The 18,929-nt window shown below is 46.0% G+C and carries 17 protein-coding genes and 1 pseudogene; 2 read left to right on the forward strand and 16 right to left on the reverse strand.

What is annotated here, in order from left to right; all coding sequences use genetic code 11:
• Positions 1-151: 151 nt before the first annotated feature.
• The 7 genes from ACJMM4_RS01035 to purE all read right to left on the reverse strand — a co-directional run bounded on the left by ACJMM4_RS01035 (position 152) and on the right by purE (position 7,296).
• On the reverse strand, positions 152-1,663 hold the full coding sequence (locus tag ACJMM4_RS01035; RefSeq protein WP_405382617.1) for an IMP dehydrogenase: 1,512 nt from the start codon (positions 1,661-1,663) through the stop codon (positions 152-154).
• Between the two features lie 67 nt (positions 1,664-1,730).
• Positions 1,731-3,008, reverse strand: a complete 1,278-nt coding sequence (gene purD / locus ACJMM4_RS01040) for a phosphoribosylamine--glycine ligase (protein ID WP_405379656.1) — start codon at positions 3,006-3,008, stop codon at positions 1,731-1,733.
• Positions 3,009-3,022: 14 nt separating this feature from the next.
• Positions 3,023-3,616: an IMP cyclohydrolase gene (locus tag ACJMM4_RS01045; protein WP_405382619.1), complete on the reverse strand. Its 594-nt coding sequence runs from the start codon at positions 3,614-3,616 to the stop codon at positions 3,023-3,025.
• A gap of 12 nt (positions 3,617-3,628) precedes the next feature.
• Positions 3,629-4,234 carry a phosphoribosylglycinamide formyltransferase gene (gene purN / locus ACJMM4_RS01050; RefSeq protein WP_405382621.1) on the reverse strand — a complete coding sequence of 202 codons (606 nt, stop codon included), beginning with the start codon at positions 4,232-4,234 and terminating at the stop codon, positions 3,629-3,631.
• A complete protein-coding gene (purM, locus tag ACJMM4_RS01055) occupies positions 4,227-5,288 on the reverse strand; it encodes a phosphoribosylformylglycinamidine cyclo-ligase (protein WP_405379653.1) in 1,062 nt (353 codons plus the stop codon). Before purM ends, purN begins: the two co-directional genes overlap by 8 nt.
• Before the next feature lie 15 nt (positions 5,289-5,303).
• Positions 5,304-6,734 carry an amidophosphoribosyltransferase gene (gene purF, locus ACJMM4_RS01060; RefSeq protein ID WP_405382623.1) on the reverse strand — a complete coding sequence of 477 codons (1,431 nt, stop codon included), beginning with the start codon at positions 6,732-6,734 and terminating at the stop codon, positions 5,304-5,306.
• Between the two features lie 64 nt (positions 6,735-6,798).
• Positions 6,799-7,296: a 5-(carboxyamino)imidazole ribonucleotide mutase gene (gene purE, locus ACJMM4_RS01065; RefSeq protein ID WP_405379651.1), complete on the reverse strand. Its 498-nt coding sequence runs from the start codon at positions 7,294-7,296 to the stop codon at positions 6,799-6,801.
• Positions 7,297-7,565: 269 nt separating this feature from the next.
• On the opposite strand from purE, the gene ACJMM4_RS01070 reads away from it, so the two are divergent.
• Complete coding sequence (locus tag ACJMM4_RS01070) at positions 7,566-7,826, forward strand: hypothetical protein (RefSeq protein ID WP_405379650.1); 261 nt, start codon at positions 7,566-7,568, stop codon at positions 7,824-7,826.
• A gap of 50 nt (positions 7,827-7,876) precedes the next feature.
• Here the strand turns inward: ACJMM4_RS01070 and ACJMM4_RS01075 are convergent, their stop codons facing one another.
• Together ACJMM4_RS01075 and ACJMM4_RS01080 are read right to left on the reverse strand one after the other, a co-directional pair.
• Positions 7,877-8,587 (reverse strand): LrgB family protein, encoded by a 711-nt coding sequence (locus tag ACJMM4_RS01075; protein ID WP_405379649.1) that lies wholly within the window; start codon positions 8,585-8,587, stop codon positions 7,877-7,879.
• Position 8,588: 1 nt separating this feature from the next.
• On the reverse strand, positions 8,589-8,948 hold the full coding sequence (locus tag ACJMM4_RS01080) for a CidA/LrgA family protein (protein ID WP_405379648.1): 360 nt from the start codon (positions 8,946-8,948) through the stop codon (positions 8,589-8,591).
• A gap of 267 nt (positions 8,949-9,215) precedes the next feature.
• Between ACJMM4_RS01080 and clpB the strand changes: the two genes are divergently transcribed.
• Entirely contained in the window at positions 9,216-11,759 is a 2,544-nt protein-coding gene (gene clpB / locus ACJMM4_RS01085) for an ATP-dependent chaperone ClpB (protein ID WP_405379647.1), read from the forward strand.
• A gap of 200 nt (positions 11,760-11,959) precedes the next feature.
• Here the strand turns inward: clpB and ACJMM4_RS01090 are convergent.
• The 7 genes and pseudogenes from ACJMM4_RS01090 to ACJMM4_RS01120 all read right to left on the reverse strand — a co-directional run.
• Positions 11,960-12,229 (reverse strand): annotated as a pseudogene (locus tag ACJMM4_RS01090) (helix-turn-helix domain-containing protein); the annotation flags it as partial.
• Positions 12,226-12,585, reverse strand: a complete 360-nt coding sequence (locus tag ACJMM4_RS01095; protein ID WP_405379646.1) for a type II toxin-antitoxin system RelE/ParE family toxin — start codon at positions 12,583-12,585, stop codon at positions 12,226-12,228. The pseudogene ACJMM4_RS01090 and the gene ACJMM4_RS01095, both read right to left, overlap by 4 nt.
• A gap of 166 nt (positions 12,586-12,751) precedes the next feature.
• Positions 12,752-14,263: a Na+/H+ antiporter NhaC family protein gene (locus tag ACJMM4_RS01100; protein WP_405379645.1), complete on the reverse strand. Its 1,512-nt coding sequence runs from the start codon at positions 14,261-14,263 to the stop codon at positions 12,752-12,754.
• 371 nt (positions 14,264-14,634) lie between these two features.
• Complete coding sequence (locus ACJMM4_RS01105; RefSeq protein WP_405379644.1) at positions 14,635-16,992, reverse strand: homocysteine S-methyltransferase family protein; 2,358 nt, start codon at positions 16,990-16,992, stop codon at positions 14,635-14,637.
• A gap of 28 nt (positions 16,993-17,020) precedes the next feature.
• Positions 17,021-17,647, reverse strand: coding sequence for a vitamin B12 dependent-methionine synthase activation domain-containing protein (locus tag ACJMM4_RS01110; protein WP_405382625.1), 627 nt, complete (start codon positions 17,645-17,647; stop codon positions 17,021-17,023).
• A gap of 4 nt (positions 17,648-17,651) precedes the next feature.
• Positions 17,652-18,521: a methylenetetrahydrofolate reductase gene (locus tag ACJMM4_RS01115; protein WP_405382627.1), complete on the reverse strand. Its 870-nt coding sequence runs from the start codon at positions 18,519-18,521 to the stop codon at positions 17,652-17,654.
• A 263-nt stretch (positions 18,522-18,784) separates the two neighbouring features.
• Positions 18,785-18,929, reverse strand: a 145-nt coding sequence (locus tag ACJMM4_RS01120) for an IS3 family transposase (RefSeq protein WP_405382631.1), incomplete at its 5' end; no start/stop codon positions are given.

Raw genomic sequence — 18,929 nt, forward strand, 5'->3', positions numbered from 1 at the left:
TCAGTAGCTCTTTTCTTTTGTTGATTATGTTATACCACTTTCTGTTAGCACTGTCAAGCGTTGAGTGCTAATTTCTGACGATTTCACACAATCAACACAAAAACTGCCGGGAGCAGTTACGCCCTCGGCAGTTAATAGAGTCACTGTTTAATTATTTAGGATAGTTGCTGTTGGAATTTTCTTTCAGCAATACGTCATGCGCACCGCCTTCAACCAAGGAGGTTGCAGAAACCAAAGTCAGTTTAGCTTTAGCTTGCAGTTCAGGAATGGTCAGTGCACCGCAGTTGCACATGGTGGAACGAATCTTAGCAAGAGTCAGGTTTACGTTATCCTTCAGGCTGCCTGCATAAGGAACATAGGAGTCAACGCCTTCTTCGAAGGACAGCTTAGCTGCGCCGCCCATGTCGTAACGTTGCCAGTTACGAGCACGTGCAGAGCCTTCGCCCCAATACTCTTTCATGTAGGTACCATTAATGTTAACTTTGTTGGAAGGGCTTTCGTCGAAACGAGCGAAGTAACGGCCCAGCATCATGAAGTCCGCACCCATAGCCAGAGCTAAAGTCATATGGTAGTCATATACGATACCACCGTCGGAGCATACGGGAATGTATACGCCGGTTTCTTTATAGTATTCGTCACGAGCTTTGCAAACTTCAATCAGAGCAGTTGCTTGGCCGCGGCCGATACCTTTTTGTTCACGGGTAATGCAGATAGAACCGCCGCCGATACCAACTTTAATGAAGTCTGCACCAGCATCTGCCAAGAAACGGAAGCCTTCAGCGTCAACTACGTTGCCTGCGCCAACCTTTACGCTGTCGCCATAGTGTTCGCGGATCCAATCCAGAGTAATTTTTTGCCATGCGCTGTAACCTTCGGAGGAGTCAATGCACAGTACATCTACGCCTGCATCAATCAGAGCAGGAACGCGTTCTGCATAGTCGCGGGTGTTAATGCCTGCGCCTACGATGTGGCGTTTTTTGCTGTCCAAGAGTTCCAAAGGATATTCCTTATGAGTTGCATAGTCTTTACGGAACACCATGTACAGCAGACGGCCTTCTTCATCAACGATGGGCAGAGTGTTCAGTTTCTTTTCCCAAATGATGTCGTTAGCTTGTTGCAGAGTGGTTTCTTTGGGAGCAACGATCATTTGCTCAATAGGAGTCATGAAATCGCGAACTTTAGTAGCGCGGTCCATGCGGCTGGGACGGTAGTCACGGCTGGTAACGATACCTTCCAGTTTGCCGTTTACAGTGCCATCGCTGGTAACTGCAACAGTGGAGTGACCGGTGCGTTCTTTCAAAGCCAGGATATCAGCCAGGGTGCTGTCCGGACGGATGTTGGAATCGCTGCTTACAAAGCCTGCGCGATGCGCTTTAACACGAGCAACCATAGCTGCTTCGTCTTCAACGGATTGAGAACCGTAGATAAAGGATACGCCGCCTTCTTTAGACAGGGCAATAGCCAGTTTTTCACCGGAAACAGCCTGCATGATTGCGGATACCATAGGGATGTTCATGGTAATAGCAGGTTCTTCACCTTTTTTGAATTTAACCAGCGGAGTGCGCAGGTCAACATTGGTGGGAATGCATTTTTCAGAGGAATAACCGGGAACTAACAGGTACTCACTAAAAGTATGAGCAGGTTCATCATAATAAAAAGCCATTCTTTCATCATCCTTTGCTTTCAAAATTTTTGTAAACTACGTAACTGTTTTATGGATTTTATCTATTTTACCTCTTTAAGGCTCTCCATGCAATATCTTTTCTGTAAAAAGCTTTATCGAAGTTGATTTTTTCTACGGCTGCATAAGCACGGTCGCGAGCAGCTTTAATGGAGCTGTCCACTGCGGTTACGCCCAACACGCGGCCACCGCTGGTAACTACTTTCTCTCCATCGGCTTTGGTGCCTGCGTGAAAGACAACAACGTCTTTATCTTCTTCCGCAACTGCCAGACCGGTAATTTCCTTGCCTTTTTCGTAGCTTTCGGGATAACCGCCGCTAGCCATTACTACGCATACAGCAGCTTTATCATGCCAGAAAACATCTACTTTATCCAAAGTGCCGGTTGCACAAGCCAACATAATTTCCGCCAAATCGCCATCTAAAAGCGGCAGTACGACCTGGGTTTCCGGGTCGCCAAAGCGGCAATTGAATTCTACAACTTTAATGCTGTCGCCTTTAATCATCAAGCCTGCATAGAGGCAGCCTTGGTAAGGCATACCTTCCGCAGCCATAGCTGCTACTACAGGTTTCAAAATAATTTCCGTAGCCTTCAAGCGCAGTACGTCAGTCATTACGGGAGCAGGAGCATAAGTACCCATACCACCTGTGTTGGGACCTTCGTCGCCATCAAAGACACGCTTATGGTCTTGGGCGGCAATCATGGGCACAACAGTTTTGCCATCGGTGAAAGCCAAGAGAGATGCTTCTTCGCCTTCCATGAATTCTTCCAAAACTACGCGGGCACCGGCAGCGCCAAATTTATGGTCGCCCATCATATCATCAATAGCATCCAGTGCTTCCTGCTTGGTCATAGCAACAACTACGCCTTTGCCTGCAGCAAGGCCGTCAGCTTTAACAACAATGGGAGCACCTTTTTCTTCTACATAAGCTTTGGCAGTTTCAATATCCTCGCAAATCTTGAAGAATGCCGTAGGAATATTATATTTTGCCATCAGCTCTTTGGAGAAGGCTTTGGAGCCCTCCAACTGCGCTGCAGCTTTGGAAGGACCAAATACGGGCAGGCCGCGACGTTTGAACACATCTGCCAAACCTGCAACCAAAGGAGCTTCAGGACCTACAACAGTCAGGTCGATGCTTTGCTCTTCGGCATAATCAGCTACGCCTTCCAAATCGTCCACATTCAGACCGATGCATTGGCATTTAGGCAGCATTGCCATACCGGGGTTGCCCGGTGCCGCAAAGATAACCTCTACCTTAGAGCTTTGTGCCAGCTTCCATGCCAAAGCATGTTCGCGTCCGCCGCCGCCAATCAGTAAAATTCTCATAATGATAACCTCGCTTATTCAGCCAATTGTTTTTTTAAATAATCGCTAATCATAGCGTCATATTCAGCAGTGTGGGTGAAGGCTTCATAAGCCAATTCCTTACGGGTACGAGCGTCGATATCGCCATCTTTTTCCAGCATAGCCATCAAGCCTGCATAACGACTGGGATAAGTAACGATAACAACATCTTTGAAGTTTTTAGCGGAGGCACGTACCATTGCGGGACCGCCGATATCGATGTTTTCAATAGCCTCAGCTTCGGTTACGCCGGGTTTGGAAATAGTTTCTTTAAATGGATACAGGTTTACTACTACCAAATCAATGGGAGTAATGTCATGCTCCGCCAAAGCCTTCATGTGCTCAGGATTGGAACGTACAGCCAAAATAGCACCATGAATCTTGGGATTCAAAGTCTTTACGCGGCCATCCATGATTTCCGGGAAACCGGTTACATCGCTAACATAGGTTACAGGCACGCCTGCTTCGCGAATAGCTTTCATAGTGCCACCGGTGGAGATGATTTCTACGCCGTTTTTGTGGAGGAATTTAGCCAGTTCCACAATACCTGTTTTATCAGAAACGCTTAATAATGCTCTCTTAATTTTCATTTGCACACCTCATTATGCCAAAATACGCACCTTGCGACCTTCAATCTGCAGTTTGCCTTCCGCCCACAGCTTCAATGCTTCGGGCATGGCAATATGCTCCTGCACCAGAATGCGATCTGCCAAAGTATCTTCAGTATCATCATCCAGCACCGGCACAACCTTTTGCAGAATAATGGGACCGCTGTCGGTGCCTTCGTCTACAAAGTGAACAGTGCAGCCGGAAAATTTCACACCGTATTCAAAAGCCTGTCTTTGGCCGTGGAGACCGGGGAAGCTAGGCAACAAAGCAGGATGAATGTTAATAATCTTGTGATGCCATTTATTTACAAAGCTGCCGCTTAAAATACGCATAAAGCCTGCCAAAACCACCAGCTCGCAACCTGCATCTACCAAAGCTGCTTGAATCTTGTCTTCAAACTCATCTTTGGAAGCACAGCCTTTACGCTCAATGGCAACGGTTTTAATCCCTGCCTTAGCAGCACGCTCTAAAGCATAAGCGTCAGCCTTGTCGCTAATGACTACAGCGATTTCCAAGGGCAGGTAGCCATCTGCAATGCGGTCCATTACAGCTTGCAGATTGCTGCCGCGACCGCTAACCAATACGCCAACCTTACGCACCGAAAACGCCGCCTTTCATGATGGTCTTCTTAGTACCGGGGATTACTTTGCCCAGTTCATAGTAGGTTTCGCCTGCAGCTTCCAAGTGGGCGCGTACAGCGTCTGCTTCTGCAGCATCGATAACCAATACCATGCCTACGCCCATGTTAAAGGTGCGGTACATTTCCGGCCAAGGCACGTTGCCCCATTCTTGCAATTTTTTGAAGACAACAGGAACTTCCCAAGCTTCAGCATTAACTTCTGCATCGCAGTCTTCAGGCAGAATACGTGGAATATTTTCATAGAAACCACCGCCGGTAATATGTACCATGCCGTGGATATCGAATTTTTCAATCAGAGGCAGGCAGGTTTTGGGATACAGACGGGTGGGAACCAGCAGTTTTTCGCCCAAAGTGCAGCCAAAATCTTCAATATAGGTATCCATATCGTAACCCATTGCTTCAAAGCAGATTTTGCGTACCAAGGAGAAACCATTGGAGTGTACGCCGCTGGAAGGCAAGCCCAGCAGCACGTCGCCAGCCTTAACCTTTGCACCGGTAATCATCTTGGATTTATCAACTACGCCTACGCAGAAGCCTGCGATATCGTATTCACCTTTAGCATAGAAGCCTGCCATTTCTGCAGTTTCACCGCCGATAAGAGCGCAACCGCTTTCTTTGCAGGCACCGGCAACACCTTTAACGATGTTGGCAACTTTTTGGGAGTCAACCTTGTCTACAGCAATGTAGTCCAGGAAGAACAGAGGCTCTGCGCCTTGTACCAAAATATCGTTAACGCACATAGCAACAGCGTCTTGACCGATGGTGTCATGTTTATCAGCCATGAAAGCCAATTTCAGCTTAGTGCCAACGCCGTCGGTACCGCTTACCAAAATGGGCTCTTTGTATTTGCCGCTGTTCAAAGCGAACAGACCGCCAAAGCCGCCCAAGTCACCGATAACTTCGGGACGATAGGTAGCACGCACGCTTTCCTTCATTAATTCAACAGCTTTGTTACCGGCATCAATATCTACACCGGCATCAGCATAAGTAAGTTGTTTCTTTTCTTCGCTCATAACTGCCTCCTAAAATTACTCCTCTATGCTCTTGGGTTCTTGCTTAATAGTTTCATCAGCCTTATCAGGATAGCAGGAGCTGAAGCATGCACAGCACAGTCCCTCGGGATCAATGTGGCTGATAGCGCGTTTCATGCCATCCATGGAAATATAATGCAGGCTGTCCGCACCAATGTAGCGGCAGATTTCGTCTTGAGTGCAGCGAGCTGCAATCAGCTGCTTGCGTTCGGAAGTATCGATACCATAGTAGCAGCTATCTACTACCGGAGGAGAGGAAATGCAAACGTGAACTTCTTTCGCGCCTGCCTCCTTCAGCAATTTTACTACCTTGCCGCTGGTAGTACCGCGAACGATGGAGTCGTCAACCATAACAACGGATTTACCTTCCACTACGCTGCGTACAGGGTTCAGTTTCAAACGTACAGCATTGGCACGTTGCTTTTGGGTAGGTTGGATAAAAGTACGGCCTACATAACGGTTTTTAGTAAGACCTTCCAAGAAAGGAATACCGGATTCCAGTGCATAACCGATAGCAGCAGGAGTACCGCTGTCGGGAGCGGAAATAACAATGTCCGGTTTAATATCCATAGTTTCTTTAGCCAGTTCGCGACCCATTTGAATACGGGCATCGTAAACAGGCTGTTTATCAATTACACTATCATTACGCGCGAAATATACATATTCAAAAATGCAGTGAGCAGTTTTTTCCGGCAGTTTATCAGCCCACATCATGCTGCGGGGTTCAGCGTTATCGCTGTCGATAATAACCATTTCACCGGGTTTAACGTCACGCACAAGTTCTGCGCCAACAAGGTCGAAAGCGCAGGATTCAGAAGCTACGCACCAGCCGTTTTCCATTTTGCCCAAAACCAAGGGGCGGAAACCGTAGGGATCACGAACAGCGATAATCTTATTATCGGTCATGATCAAAATAGCGTAAGCACCACGAATTTGTTTAACAGCTTCAGCAACGCGTTCTTCGATAGTAGGACGAGCGCTGTAGGCAATCAAGGAGAGAACTACTTCAGTATCAATGGTGGTAGTAAATACGGCACCTTCCTTAGCCAAGTTAGCACGCAGCTGGCCTGCATTGGTCAAATTGCCGTTATGGCTCAATGCCAAGTTGCCACCATCAAAATATACCTTCAAAGGTTGGATGTTGTAGGGCATGCTGGCACCGGTGGTGGAATAACGCACATGGCCGATAGCAGCAAAACCGCTCAATTCGGCAACGCCATCTTTGAATACATCAGGAACAAGCCCCATACCTTTTTTTACCTTCATGGTACGACCGTCAGTAACAACGATACCGGTACTTTCCTGACCACGATGCTGCAATGCGTACAGACCCCAATAGGTGTTGAGGGCTACATCCTCAGTATGGCTGAAAATGCCGAATACGCCACATTCTTCATGCAGCTTATCATCTTTGAAAAAATCTTCCACAATAACTCTCCTTACCATTAAATGTGCTTCTATATTATAGTTATAGTTCGGATACAAGCAACTTTTATTTGCTTTCCGCTCTCAGCTTAGCTAATTTTTCCCCTTTAGCTTTAACTTCTTCCTGCATTTGCAGGCGGTTAGCTGCCAGCTTTTCTACCAGTTCCGGATATTTTACAGCCAAGATCTGCACTGCGAAAAGAGCTGCATTCTTAGCGCCATTGATAGCCATGGTTGCTACAGGAATACCGGAAGGCATCTGTACAAAGCTAAGCAGTGCATCCATACCATTGAGCGGAGTAGCATTAATGGGAATGCCGATTACAGGAACAGTGGTATAAGCAGCGATGACGCCACCAAGATGTGCAGCTGCACCGGCTGCAGCAATGATTACCTCTACGCCGCGTTCACGAGCACCTGCTGCGAATTCGTGGACAATATCAGGAGTACGGTGTGCAGAAGCAACAACAACTTCTACCTCCACACCAAAGTCCACTAAAGTTTTCTCTGCAGGTTCCAAAATGGGCCAATCGGAATTGCTACCCATAATGATTGCTACCTTCATTATAATCAACCTCCCCAACGTCTTACAAAAACAATAAAACCCAAGTAAGCTTCCTCACTCGTCAAACTAAGTAAAATCTTCCTCGGGTTGTCTATACTACAGTGTACTTATGATAATTATACCAATATCAACGGCTAACGTCAAATAAAAATGTGAACTTTTTAACAGTTTTGGAGAAAATCGTTCGGAAAGTATTTTCTTCCATTCCCCACGCCTTGCGTTTTCTTCCTAAATACTATATAATTTACGCAAAAATAGGAGGTGTGCTTATGAACATTTATCTTTGGCGTCATAACAAAACTTACCACAGCCACAGCATGATTGAAGAACCCTGCATCAACAACGAGTTCTATCTTGATGCTTTGGCAATCGTAGTGGCTCATGATCTTGAAGAAGCCCTAGCCAAATTGGCAGAGCAAAACAAGGGCTGGCGTGTTGAAGATTTGCGCGCACTTCCCTGCCAGGTCTTCCCTGCAGAAGAAGCAGCAGTCATCTTCACCGAACTACGCGGTATGATTAATCATTTGTAAATACAGCATAGAAAAAGCAGGCTTCCGTACATGGAAGCCTGCTTTTTTACTTACCAAATAGTTTTTAAGATTGGCAACAGAATAGGCGTTAAAACAGAAGTAGCAATACCGGTTAAGGCAATAGCCACACCGCCAATAGCCAACTGCACCGGACTTACTGCAGCGCACACGCTAGTGCCTAAGCCGTGACTTGAAGCGCCAATGGCAAGACCAGCTGCCAAATCGTTCTTAATCCCCATTAACGCCAACAGCTTATGGTTGAAGGTAGCCCCTAGCATACCGGTTACAATTACTGCCGCTGTAGTCAACGCGGGGATACCGCCAATGGTCTTGGACACTTCAATAGCAATAGGTGTGGTTACAGATTTTGGCAGCAAGCTCAACAGCACCTGCTCGCTGGCACCCAAAAACTTTCCACTGCAATAGACGACCACAATGGCTACAACAGTCGCAATAGTAACGCCGCCCAGAATAGCAGCAGCGTTCGCCTTAATAGTTTGGCGATTCTTGTAAAGCGGCAGCGCCAACGCGATAGTCGCAGGTCCCAACAGGAAGTTAATAAATTCCGCACCTGCGGCATAATGCTTGTACTCCACCCCCGGAGCCAACATAATCACAGCAATTACAATGGGACACGCCAGCACGAAAGGCGGCACAATGGTCAAGCGCAAGCGGTCGACTAAAATCTCACACAAAGCATAAACAATAACAGTCAAACCCAAGCCGAAAATAGTAGAGTTAATAATCGCTTCCGGAAACATCTCAGCGACCTCCCTTCTTTAGCATAGCCTGCAGAAAGAGCGCTGTAACCGCCAATACTGCCAAGCTACAGAGAACAATAGTTACCATAATAGGCATAAACTCCGCTTGGATAACATCAAAGTACAGCATGACGCTGACACCCGCAGGCAAAAAAAGCATCCCCATTTTGCTGATTAAAATATCACAAATATCTTCCACGGACTCCGCAGGGATAATGCCATAGCACAACAGCCCTGTTAAAATCAACATCCCCAGCAGTGCCGGCGGAAAAGGAATACCTAAGGCATTAATAATTACTGTAGAAATCCATTGCAAAAGCAATAGGAACGCGATACCGCGTAATAAAGATGTAGGGTTCATATTATTTCCTCCTCATTTGCCGCTTCCCCCAATACGCACAGCTTCTTTATAATCTACGCATCTGCCAAGGGAAGCACATAAAAACAAAGCGTATACTATTGTGGCACAGTGACTCCGCCCTGTCAATAAGAATGGGCAAAGATTTCACCAAATCTACATAATTTGACGTTTGACTTTTTGACTTTTGCTGTTATAATAACAATTGAAGGACGAAAAGTCCTACTAACACCAATAAATTATTTTCCTATATAGATGGGAGGAGATTCCATGAACGAAAAATTCAGCGAAGAAGTTAAATCCATACTGGAAGCAGCCCAACAGCAGGCTGTGATGAATTATCATCAAGAACTGACCACCGCCCACGTACTGGCTGCACTGTGCGGCAGTGACGGTTTCTTTAAATATTTGCTGCAAAGCCTGCACATTGATGCAGACGCCTTTGAACGCGATGCCAAAGCTTTGGTACAGCGTATCCCCGGCGTAAAAGGTCAAGACCGTCAGTTGATGATGGGTACCGCCTTTGCCCGCGTCATGGCTCTGTTAAACCAAAACGTGCAAGGTGAAGTTACCGTAGGTCAATTGGTAGCAACCATTGCCAGCGACGGTGACAGCGATGTCGTATCCCTGTTCCGCAAATACGGTATTGATAAGAAGAAAGTTGAAGCAGCCTATATGCAATATCAAAGTGCTGCAGGCGACGAAGAAACCAAGAAAACCTTAGAAAAATATGGCCAAGATCTTACCGCCAAAGCTAAAGACGGCAAGCTGGATCCTGTAATCGGTCGTGACGAAGAGATCCGCCGCGTTATTGAGATTCTGAGCCGTCGCAAGAAGAATAACCCTGTCCTCATCGGTGAACCCGGCGTTGGTAAAACCGCCATTGCCGAGGGCCTTGCCCGCCGTATTGTCGCCGGCGACGTACCCGAAAGCTTGAAGAACAAAACCCTCTACGCTTTGGATCTGGCTGCACTGGTTGCAGGTGCCAAATTCCGTGGTGAGTTTGAAGAGCGTTTGAAAAAGGTATTGAAAGCCGTTAGCGACAGCGCCGGTCAAATCATTATGTTTATCGATGAACTGCATACTGTAGTCGGTGCAGGTGCTGCCGAAGGCGCTATGGATGCAGGCAATATCTTGAAACCCATGCTTGCCCGCGGCGAGCTGCGCTGCATTGGTGCCACTACTCTTAACGAATATCGTAAATATATTGAAAAGGACAGCGCCTTGGAGCGTCGTTTCCAACCTGTTATGGTTAAAGAGCCCGGTGTAGAAGATACTATCTCCATTCTCCGTGGTCTGCGTGAGCGCTACGAAGTCCATCACGGCGTACGTATTAAAGACGCTGCTTTGGTAGCTGCAGCCGTGCTTTCCAATCGTTATATCAATGACCGCTTCCTGCCTGATAAAGCAATCGACCTAGTAGACGAAGCTGCTGCCCGTCTGCGTACGGAAATCGACAGCCTGCCTACAGAATTGGATGAAAGCAAACGCCGTATTCTGCAATTGGAAATCGAAGCTCAGGCTTTAGGCAAAGAAGACGACGATGCTTCCAAAGAGCGTTTGGCAAAAATCAACGAAGAACTTGCTAAACTGCGTAAAGACAATGACGAGCTGGTTAAACGTTGGGATGCAGAGAAAGCTTCCATCGCCCGTGTACGCGAAGTAAAAAAAGAAATCGACGCTGTTAAACAGCAGATGGAGCAAGCGGAACGGGACTATGACCTGAATAAATTAGCAGAGCTGAAATACGGTCGTCTGCCTGCCTTGCAAAAAGAACTGTCCACTCTTTCCGCTAAAGACGAAAACGGTAACGACAACGTCCTGCTGAAAGAAGAAGTGGACGAGGAAGACATTGCTAGAGTTGTCAGCACTTGGACAGGCATTCCTGTTTCCCGCCTTGGTAGCGGCGAACGCGAAAAATTGGTACATTTGGAAGAAATCCTGCACCAACGTGTTGTTGGTCAGGATGAAGCCGTTAAAGCCGTCAGCGAAGCTGTAATCCGTGCCCGCGCAGGCATCAAAGACCCCAACCGTCCCATTGGCTCCTTCATCTTCCTTGGCCCTACCGGCGTAGGCAAGACGGAACTGGCGAAAACCTTGGCGGAAGTCCTCTTTGATGACGAACGCAACATGGTGCGTATTGACATGAGCGAATACATGGAGAAACATACTGTATCTCGTTTGATTGGTGCGCCTCCGGGATATGTTGGTTATGACGAAGGCGGTCAACTGACGGAAGCAGTACGTCGTCATCCCTACAGCGTTATCCTGTTGGATGAAATCGAAAAAGCCCATGCCGATGTCTTCAACGTTCTGTTGCAAGTATTGGACGATGGCCGTTTAACCGATGGCCAAGGTCGCAGCGTAGACTTCAAGAACACTTTGATCATTATGACCAGTAACTTGGGTAGCAGCGAAATCATGAAACACGGCGGTACCATGGACAGGGAGCAAATTCAGCAAATGCTCATGAGTTTCTTCCGTCCGGAATTCTTAAACCGTGTAGACGATATCGTAACCTTCAAACCTCTGCAGGCAGAACAGATTAAGGATATCGTTAAACTGGTACTCCACGAATTGAGCGACCGCCTCAATAAGCAACTGGAGCTGACTTTGACCGCTACCGATGAAGCAGTTGCTTTCTTGGCAAAAGCAGGCTTTGATCCTGCCTTCGGCGCTCGTCCGCTGAAACGCCTTATTGTACATACTGTTGAAAACCTGTTAGGTCGCAAGATTGTAGCAGGCGAAATCAAAAATGGTCAAGCAGTAGAAGTCGTTCTTAACAACGGCGCTATTGATGTAACCGTAAAATAATCAGCAACCCTTTCCCCTAACATAATAAGCACCCCTAAGATGGTCTCTGCTACATGTTTATGTAGAACCACCTTAGGGGTGTTTTTGTGTACGAAGATTATTTTTTATGCCTTTGCACCATACTTTTCTGTCTTATCCGCCACTTGGAAATGTGTTTCAACCTTATGACAGCCATATTGCTTTTCAGCTTCTTCGTTTTTTACAAATTCTATTTTTAGTTTCATCCCCAGCCCTGCAGCTAATTTACGCAAAGTACGCAGGGACGGATTTGCGTTGCCATTTTCCATCCTGCTAATATCTGCCCTTGCAATACCACTACGTTCAGAAAGCTCTTTTTGCGTGAGCCCTGCGCTGTTACGTGCATCAATAATAGCTTGAATGATGCTGAACTCTGCATCCAAAGCATCATATTCTTGGGCAAATTGATGATTTTTCATCTCTTCTTTAAGCATATCTTCAAAATGTTTCATTTTTTACCACCTTCTCTTTTTAGAAAATCTAGCCGATATTTCTTTGCTAATTCGATTTCACGCTGTGGTGTTTTTTGTGTTTTTTTGATAAAACCATTAGTTAATATAATTTTTCTACCCACAAAGAAAAAATATAGAATCCGCGATATGTCAGTACCAAACTTTATCCTTAGCTCCAGAATATTATCATCAAGATATTTTGAATATGGTTCCCTTAAACTACTGCCATTATGTGCCAATAAAGCTATATATTTATACGCTCGAGCCCGCATTTTCACGTCAAGCGAATCAAGAAAAGTTTTTATAGGAATTTCGCCATTCTCTTTTTCGTAAAATATTACATCATACTCGTCCATAGGCGCCTCCATATGTGTGATATATCACACATATTATATCACGCTGTACTTTGGCAGTCAATTATGGCTATCGATAAAAAAGCCTCCAAGCTTATGTGTTATCAACACTAAAACTTGGAGGCATATCTACTTTTATTCTCTTAGAACTGTTTTTTACGTGCGAAAATTATTGTGCAGCGTGCTTACGGTCGTAGTAGTTCCAACCAAAAACTACTGCCACCAAAGCTATTACGGAAATCACTGTCGCCATGGAAGAATTGGTAAAACCTGCGATGATGAAGCCAAAGAAAGCAATCGCACCATTGATGCAGGCGTAAGGCAATTGGGTACGCACATGATTAACCAATTCGCACTCTGCACCCATGGAAGACAGAATAGTAGTCTCTGAAATAGGAGAACAATGGTCGCCGAAAAGGCCACCGGAAAGCACTGCGCCTACGCAAATGCCATACGGAATATTAAAAGCGTGCCCCATGGGAATAGCTAAAGGCATCAGCATGGCAAAAGTGCCCCAAGAACTACCAGTGGAGAAGGAAATTCCCGCGCCAAAAAGGAAAATGAAGGCAGGAATCAACACAGGGGTAAAGTTGACGCTTTGCAAAACTTCAACGATATATTTAGCAGTACCAAGTTTGCCCAGCATGGCACTCAAAGTCCAAGCCAACAGCAAAGTAATAGCTACGCTAGTCATCCCCATCATACCTTTGACATACAGATTAAAAGTATGATCAGGTTTCATAACCTTGAAGCCACAAATCATCAAAATCAACAGTACGCCTGCCATAAAATAACCGGTGGTCAGAGCAATACGGAAAGCATTACCGGGAATTTTGGTAAAAGGGAAGCCCAATGGTCCCAAATCAATCAGCAAAGTAGCAAAAACTATCAGAATCGGTAGAATCAACATAAAAGGATTAGAATTACCCAAGGAATAACCATCTTCATCCTTGGGCGCTACATAATTTTCATCCATTTCCTCGGGAGCAGGTCTAGTCTTAGCAGCATCCTCTGCTTCCTTCATGGCGGTGAAATCCTTTTTGGTAATCGCAATTAAAGGAATCATCAACACTGCCAAAATAGTGTAAATTTGAAAAGGAATCGCTTCCATAAAGGTTTCATAATCGGACACGTTTACGTTAAGCAGTTTATATTGGGCTTCGATAAGACCCATAATATATACGCCCCAACCAATAAAGGGAATCAACACTGCCACAGGAGAAGATGTGGAGTCCAATACCCATGCCAACTTTTCGCGTGACAATTTCAGCTTATCGAACAACGGACGGAAAACAGGACCTACCAAAAGCGCAGTACCTAAATCAGTAAAGAAAATGATTACGCCGCCCAACCAGCAGCCCAACTGCGCTTTCAGCGGAGTATCCACAATTTTATGCACATATTTAGCGAAGGACTGCGCACCACCGCCATGCTCCAATAATTTAATGAAGCCACCAATGAAAAGAATCAGAACGATATTGCCTGCATTATAGCTATCCATAACCTGTTTAAAGAAATAGTCCCCAATCAAAGCTTTAGAAGCTAAAAACGGATTACCATTGCACAACAGCATAACACCGGCAAAGCAACCGCAGAACAAAGAAAAAATAACGTTTTTCGTCTTAATAGCCAAAACAATTGCCAGTAAAGACGGAATAACGCTCAAAAAACCAAAACTCATTTGTAAACTCCCTTCTCATCTTGAATAAAAAACGCAACGAGACTGCGCCGTTGCGAACGTTACCGATTATACACCATCCCTATGTATTTTGCAACAAAAATCCGCATAAAAATACAGCGAATAAACAAAAAAAGCTGGGACAACAATGTCGTTGTTACCACATCCCTAGACGAATCATTTGCGATTTTAGCTCATGAGTGCTTAGAATCACCGAAGTGAAGCGTACCGAATAAAAACTTGTTTTTCGAACAAGTTTGGCCGCGAATCTTCGTTGTGATTCTGCACGAAATGAGCGTTAAGAAATCGCACGTGAGTCGGGATGTGGTGACATGACTATAAATGCCCCAGCCTATCCCTGTGTATTTACATTTTTATTTACCAAAAACTTCGTTAACGTAGCTTACAGCACTAACTGCGTTAGGCGCATAATGATCTGCGCCAATTGTAGCAGCATAGTCGGCAGTAAGCACAGCACCGCCAACAACAACCTTGCAATCGCTAACCTTGCGCAATTCCTTAATGGTTTCCTCCATAGCGCCAACAGTAGTAGTCATCAACGCGGACAAACCTACTACCCTAGCACCGCTTTCCTTAGCAGCCTCCACGATAGTAGCAACAGGCACATCCTTGCCCAAATCCATAACTTTATAGCCATAGTTTTCCAAAAGCACCTTCACGATGTTCTTGCCAATATCATGAATATCCCCATGGACAGTAGCGATAATAGCAGTTTCGCCCTGGGTTTCGCCTACGCCTACAGCTTCGCGAATTACTTCAAAGGCAGCCTTGGCTGCATCCGCACTCATGAGCAATTGGGGCAGGAAGAGGGTTTTCTTTTCAAAACCATCCCCCACATAATCCAACGCAGGAATCATGTACTTATTAATTACATCTAAAGGCTTTTCACTAACAAGTGCCGCGCTTGCAGCCTTGCGTGCTTCACCTTGCAAGCCTTTGACGATGGCATCATAAAGGCCCATTTCGCTAACAACAGTTGCAGCAGCCTTGGGCGCATCAGCATAATGCTGTACATATTCCTTACAGCCTTCATCATAGCCTGCTAAAGCACGATAACCATAAAAGGCATCCAGCATAGCCTTGCTTTGAGGATTGATAATACCGCAGGAAAGACCTGCATTCAAAGCCATAGTAAAGAAGGTGCTGTTTACTGCTTCGCGACCGGGCAGACCAAAGGAAATATTAGAAACGCCCATAACAGTATTAATACCTCTAGCCTTCATCTCGCGAATTACTTCGCAGGCAATGGCAGCATTTTCTGCACCGGTGGAAATAGTCAAAGCCAATGGGTCCACAACGATGTTGCGACTTTCAATGCCATATTCTGCTGCACGAGCAATAATCTTCTCAGCAATGGCAATACGCCCGGCTGCAGTATCAGGAATACCACTATCATCCAAGCACAAAGCAACCAGCACTGCGCCATATTTTTTTGCCAAGGGAAGCACGTGCGCTAAGCTGTCTTCCTTGCCATTGACGGAGTTCAGCATGGGCTTGCCATTGTACAAGCGCAATGCACGCTCCATAGCTTCGTAATTAGAGGTATCAATCTGCAAGGGAGTATCCGTAATCGCTTGCAATGCAGGCACAGCCTTGGCAATCATACCGGGTTCGTCAATACCGGGAGTGCCCACGTTCACATCCAGAATATGGGAACCACTGTTAATCTGCTCCAAACCTAAACAGCATACATAATCCAAATCACCTGCAACCAAGGCTTCCTTCAAGCGTTTCTTACCGGTGGGGTTAATGCGTTCGCCGATGATGACAGGCCCTTCGCCCAAATGTACAGCCTTGCCATAGGAAGAAACCGCAGTCAGCTTGCAGTCACGATAACCACCGCAGGGCAAGTCCTTGCATTTTTTAATCATAGCCTCGATGTGAGCAGGAGTTGTACCGCAGCAACCGCCCACGATACTGGGTCCATTCTGTGCCAGCTCGTACATCAGCTCCGCATATTCTTCCGGCCCAACTTCAAAGCAGGTTTTGCCATCCTTTTGCACAGGTAGACCTGCATTAGGATTGATAATTACAGGCAGACTGGTAGCAGCCAGCATCTGGGGCAGCAGCTTGCCCACCTGTACAGGCCCAAGGCCGCAGTTAAAACCAATGGCATCAACGCCCAAGCCTTCGCACATCATAGCAGCAGCCTCTACGGTAGCACCGGTCAGCAGCTTGCCATCTTCGTCAAAAGTCATGGTAACGCAAATGGGTAGGTCGCAGTTTTCCTTGCAAGCTAAAACAGCAGCCTTAATCTCATAAGTATCGCTCATGGTTTCAATCAGGATCAAATCCGCACCTGCAGCTGCGCCATAGCGTACCATTTCACCATAGGCTGCCACTGCCTCTTCAAAGGGCAGATCCCCATAGGGAGCCAAAAGCTTGCCTGTAGGGCCCAGATTGAGAGCGACAAATTTATTTTCACGACCACCGCAGGCACGCTTAGCAATAGCCACAGCAGCTTCAATGGTTTCCTTGCAATCTAAGTCAGTTCCTTTCAGCTTAATAGGATTAGCGCCAAAGGTATTGGATTTTACGATATTGGAGCCAACATCCAGATAACCGCGGTGTACGGCTTCTACAATCTCCGGATGGGTAAAGTTCCAGCGCTCAGGCAGTTCCCCGGGCTGCAGACCACGCGCCTGCAACTGGGTACCGGTAGCACCGTCAAAAAACAGCATTTGCTTGCCTAATAATTCTTTAAAATTCATTTCTCTATCCTCAACTTCTATCAAAAAATTATCCTTCACTTCTATAAGGGCAGTTCACATTACCACAGGTCATGCACTTGTTCCACACGCACTCCACGCTTTCGCTCAAGCCGATAATGGCAGTAACGGATTTAGAAGGCGCCATCATCATGCCATCGGTCAAAGTCAGACCAATCTGCTTAGCGCAGTTAAGCACAGGGAACAATTTGGCTTGCTCAGCCAAATCCCAGTCCCCATAGCCAGGGGAAAAACGCGGACGCTGCTGCAAAGCACCTGTATCAACCTTGGCTTGCACTTCGTCACAATAGCTTTCGATCAAAGCTGCCGCTACAGCCTGGGCTGCAGCCCCCTCCGCCACACTACCAAGAGCCAGACGACGAATAGCCACATCCACCTTACTACCCAAGGTAGCACCTAAAAGCAGGACGCTGTCGCAACCTTTCAAATGACGTGCCAAATCACGGGAAGTAAAGCGCACACCTGTATCCAAAGTTACGCCTGCATCATCCACAGTAACGCTATGACGTTGCAGTACGCTGCGTGCCTGCACTTCGTTACGCAGCTTCAAATAGACTAAATCCACTAGATTTTGGGAATCCTTGTCTTTGGGATTAGCGCGAAGATAGCGCAACGCCTCTCTTTGATTAAATTCCATGGTCTTAGTCCTTAACGATTTCGGACAGATTCTCCATAATACCGCCAATGATTTCCGGACGGTTCATAGTATAAATATGTACATGACTAAAGCCATTGGAAATCAAGTCGATAATCTGACCGGTTGCATAAGCAATACCTGCCTGTTGCAAGGCTGCAGGCTTATCCGCAAATTTTTCTACCATTGCGCGGAATTGGGGCGGCAGTTTGGTTCCGCTCAGTTGGCAGATACGAATAATCTGCTTGGCGTTAGTCACAGGCATAATGCCGGGTACGACGGGTACGTTAATGCCTGCGGACAGCAAACGGAACATATAGTTATAAAGGATGGTGTTGTCGAAGAACATTTGGGTTACTAGGAAGTCCACACCTGCATCCACTTTGTACTTGGTATTTTCAATATCTTTAACTAAACTGCCGGACTCAGGATGACCTTCCGGATACGCAGCACCGCCAACGCAGAAATCACCTTTAAATTTAATATAGCGCATCAAATCGCTAGCGTGTTTAAAGCTACCCATATCTGCATCTTCCATGCCTGCAGGAATGTCGCCACGGAGAGCCAAAATATTTTTAATGCCATTGTCGGACAGCTGTCCCAGTACATTGCTAATCTTTTCTTCACTAGCTTGAATACAGGTCAGATGGGCCAAAGCAGGAATACCATTGTCCTGAACTTCCTTTGCCAAGGCAGCAGAATAACCGACGGTGCTGCCACCTGCGCCATAGGTTACGCTCATGTAGGACGGTTTAACTTTGGCAATTTTATTTACAATCTCTAGGCTGTTTTGCAGCTCTGTGCCTTGCTTGGGTGGGAAAAGTTCGCAAGAAATGCATACTTTATCATTTTTCAAAATATCAATAATTTTATCCATTTTATTTCTCCTTGTAAAAAGCCTCGTAAGTGGTATTTTACCACTATCCACCAGCCTTTGGCAAACTTTAAGCAATATTTTACAAAAGTAGTAGGTTTAACACCCGGGAAGTGTAAAGAAGGATACAAAAAAGAGAGATGCACAGTAGATTTCAACTATATCACACAATCTCCACTAACCATTTCAAGCTTTTTCTATATCTACGCACATATCCTTTATTTTTAAGTGACGTGGACCCTATAGTTTGGACACCCCCCTTATATTTAGACTGCTAGTTGCAGATATCTACTATATTCGAAGGGGGTCTTCTGCTTGAGATTTTCTTGGTAACGCTCATATCTGTAGAAATGGATGTAAGAATCTACGACAGATTGGAGTTCTTCAAAGCTACAATTCTCGTCAAATTTT

The sequence above is a fragment of the Phascolarctobacterium sp. genome, from assembly GCF_045124115.1.
Classification (GTDB): Bacteria; Bacillota; Negativicutes; order Acidaminococcales; family Acidaminococcaceae; genus Phascolarctobacterium_A.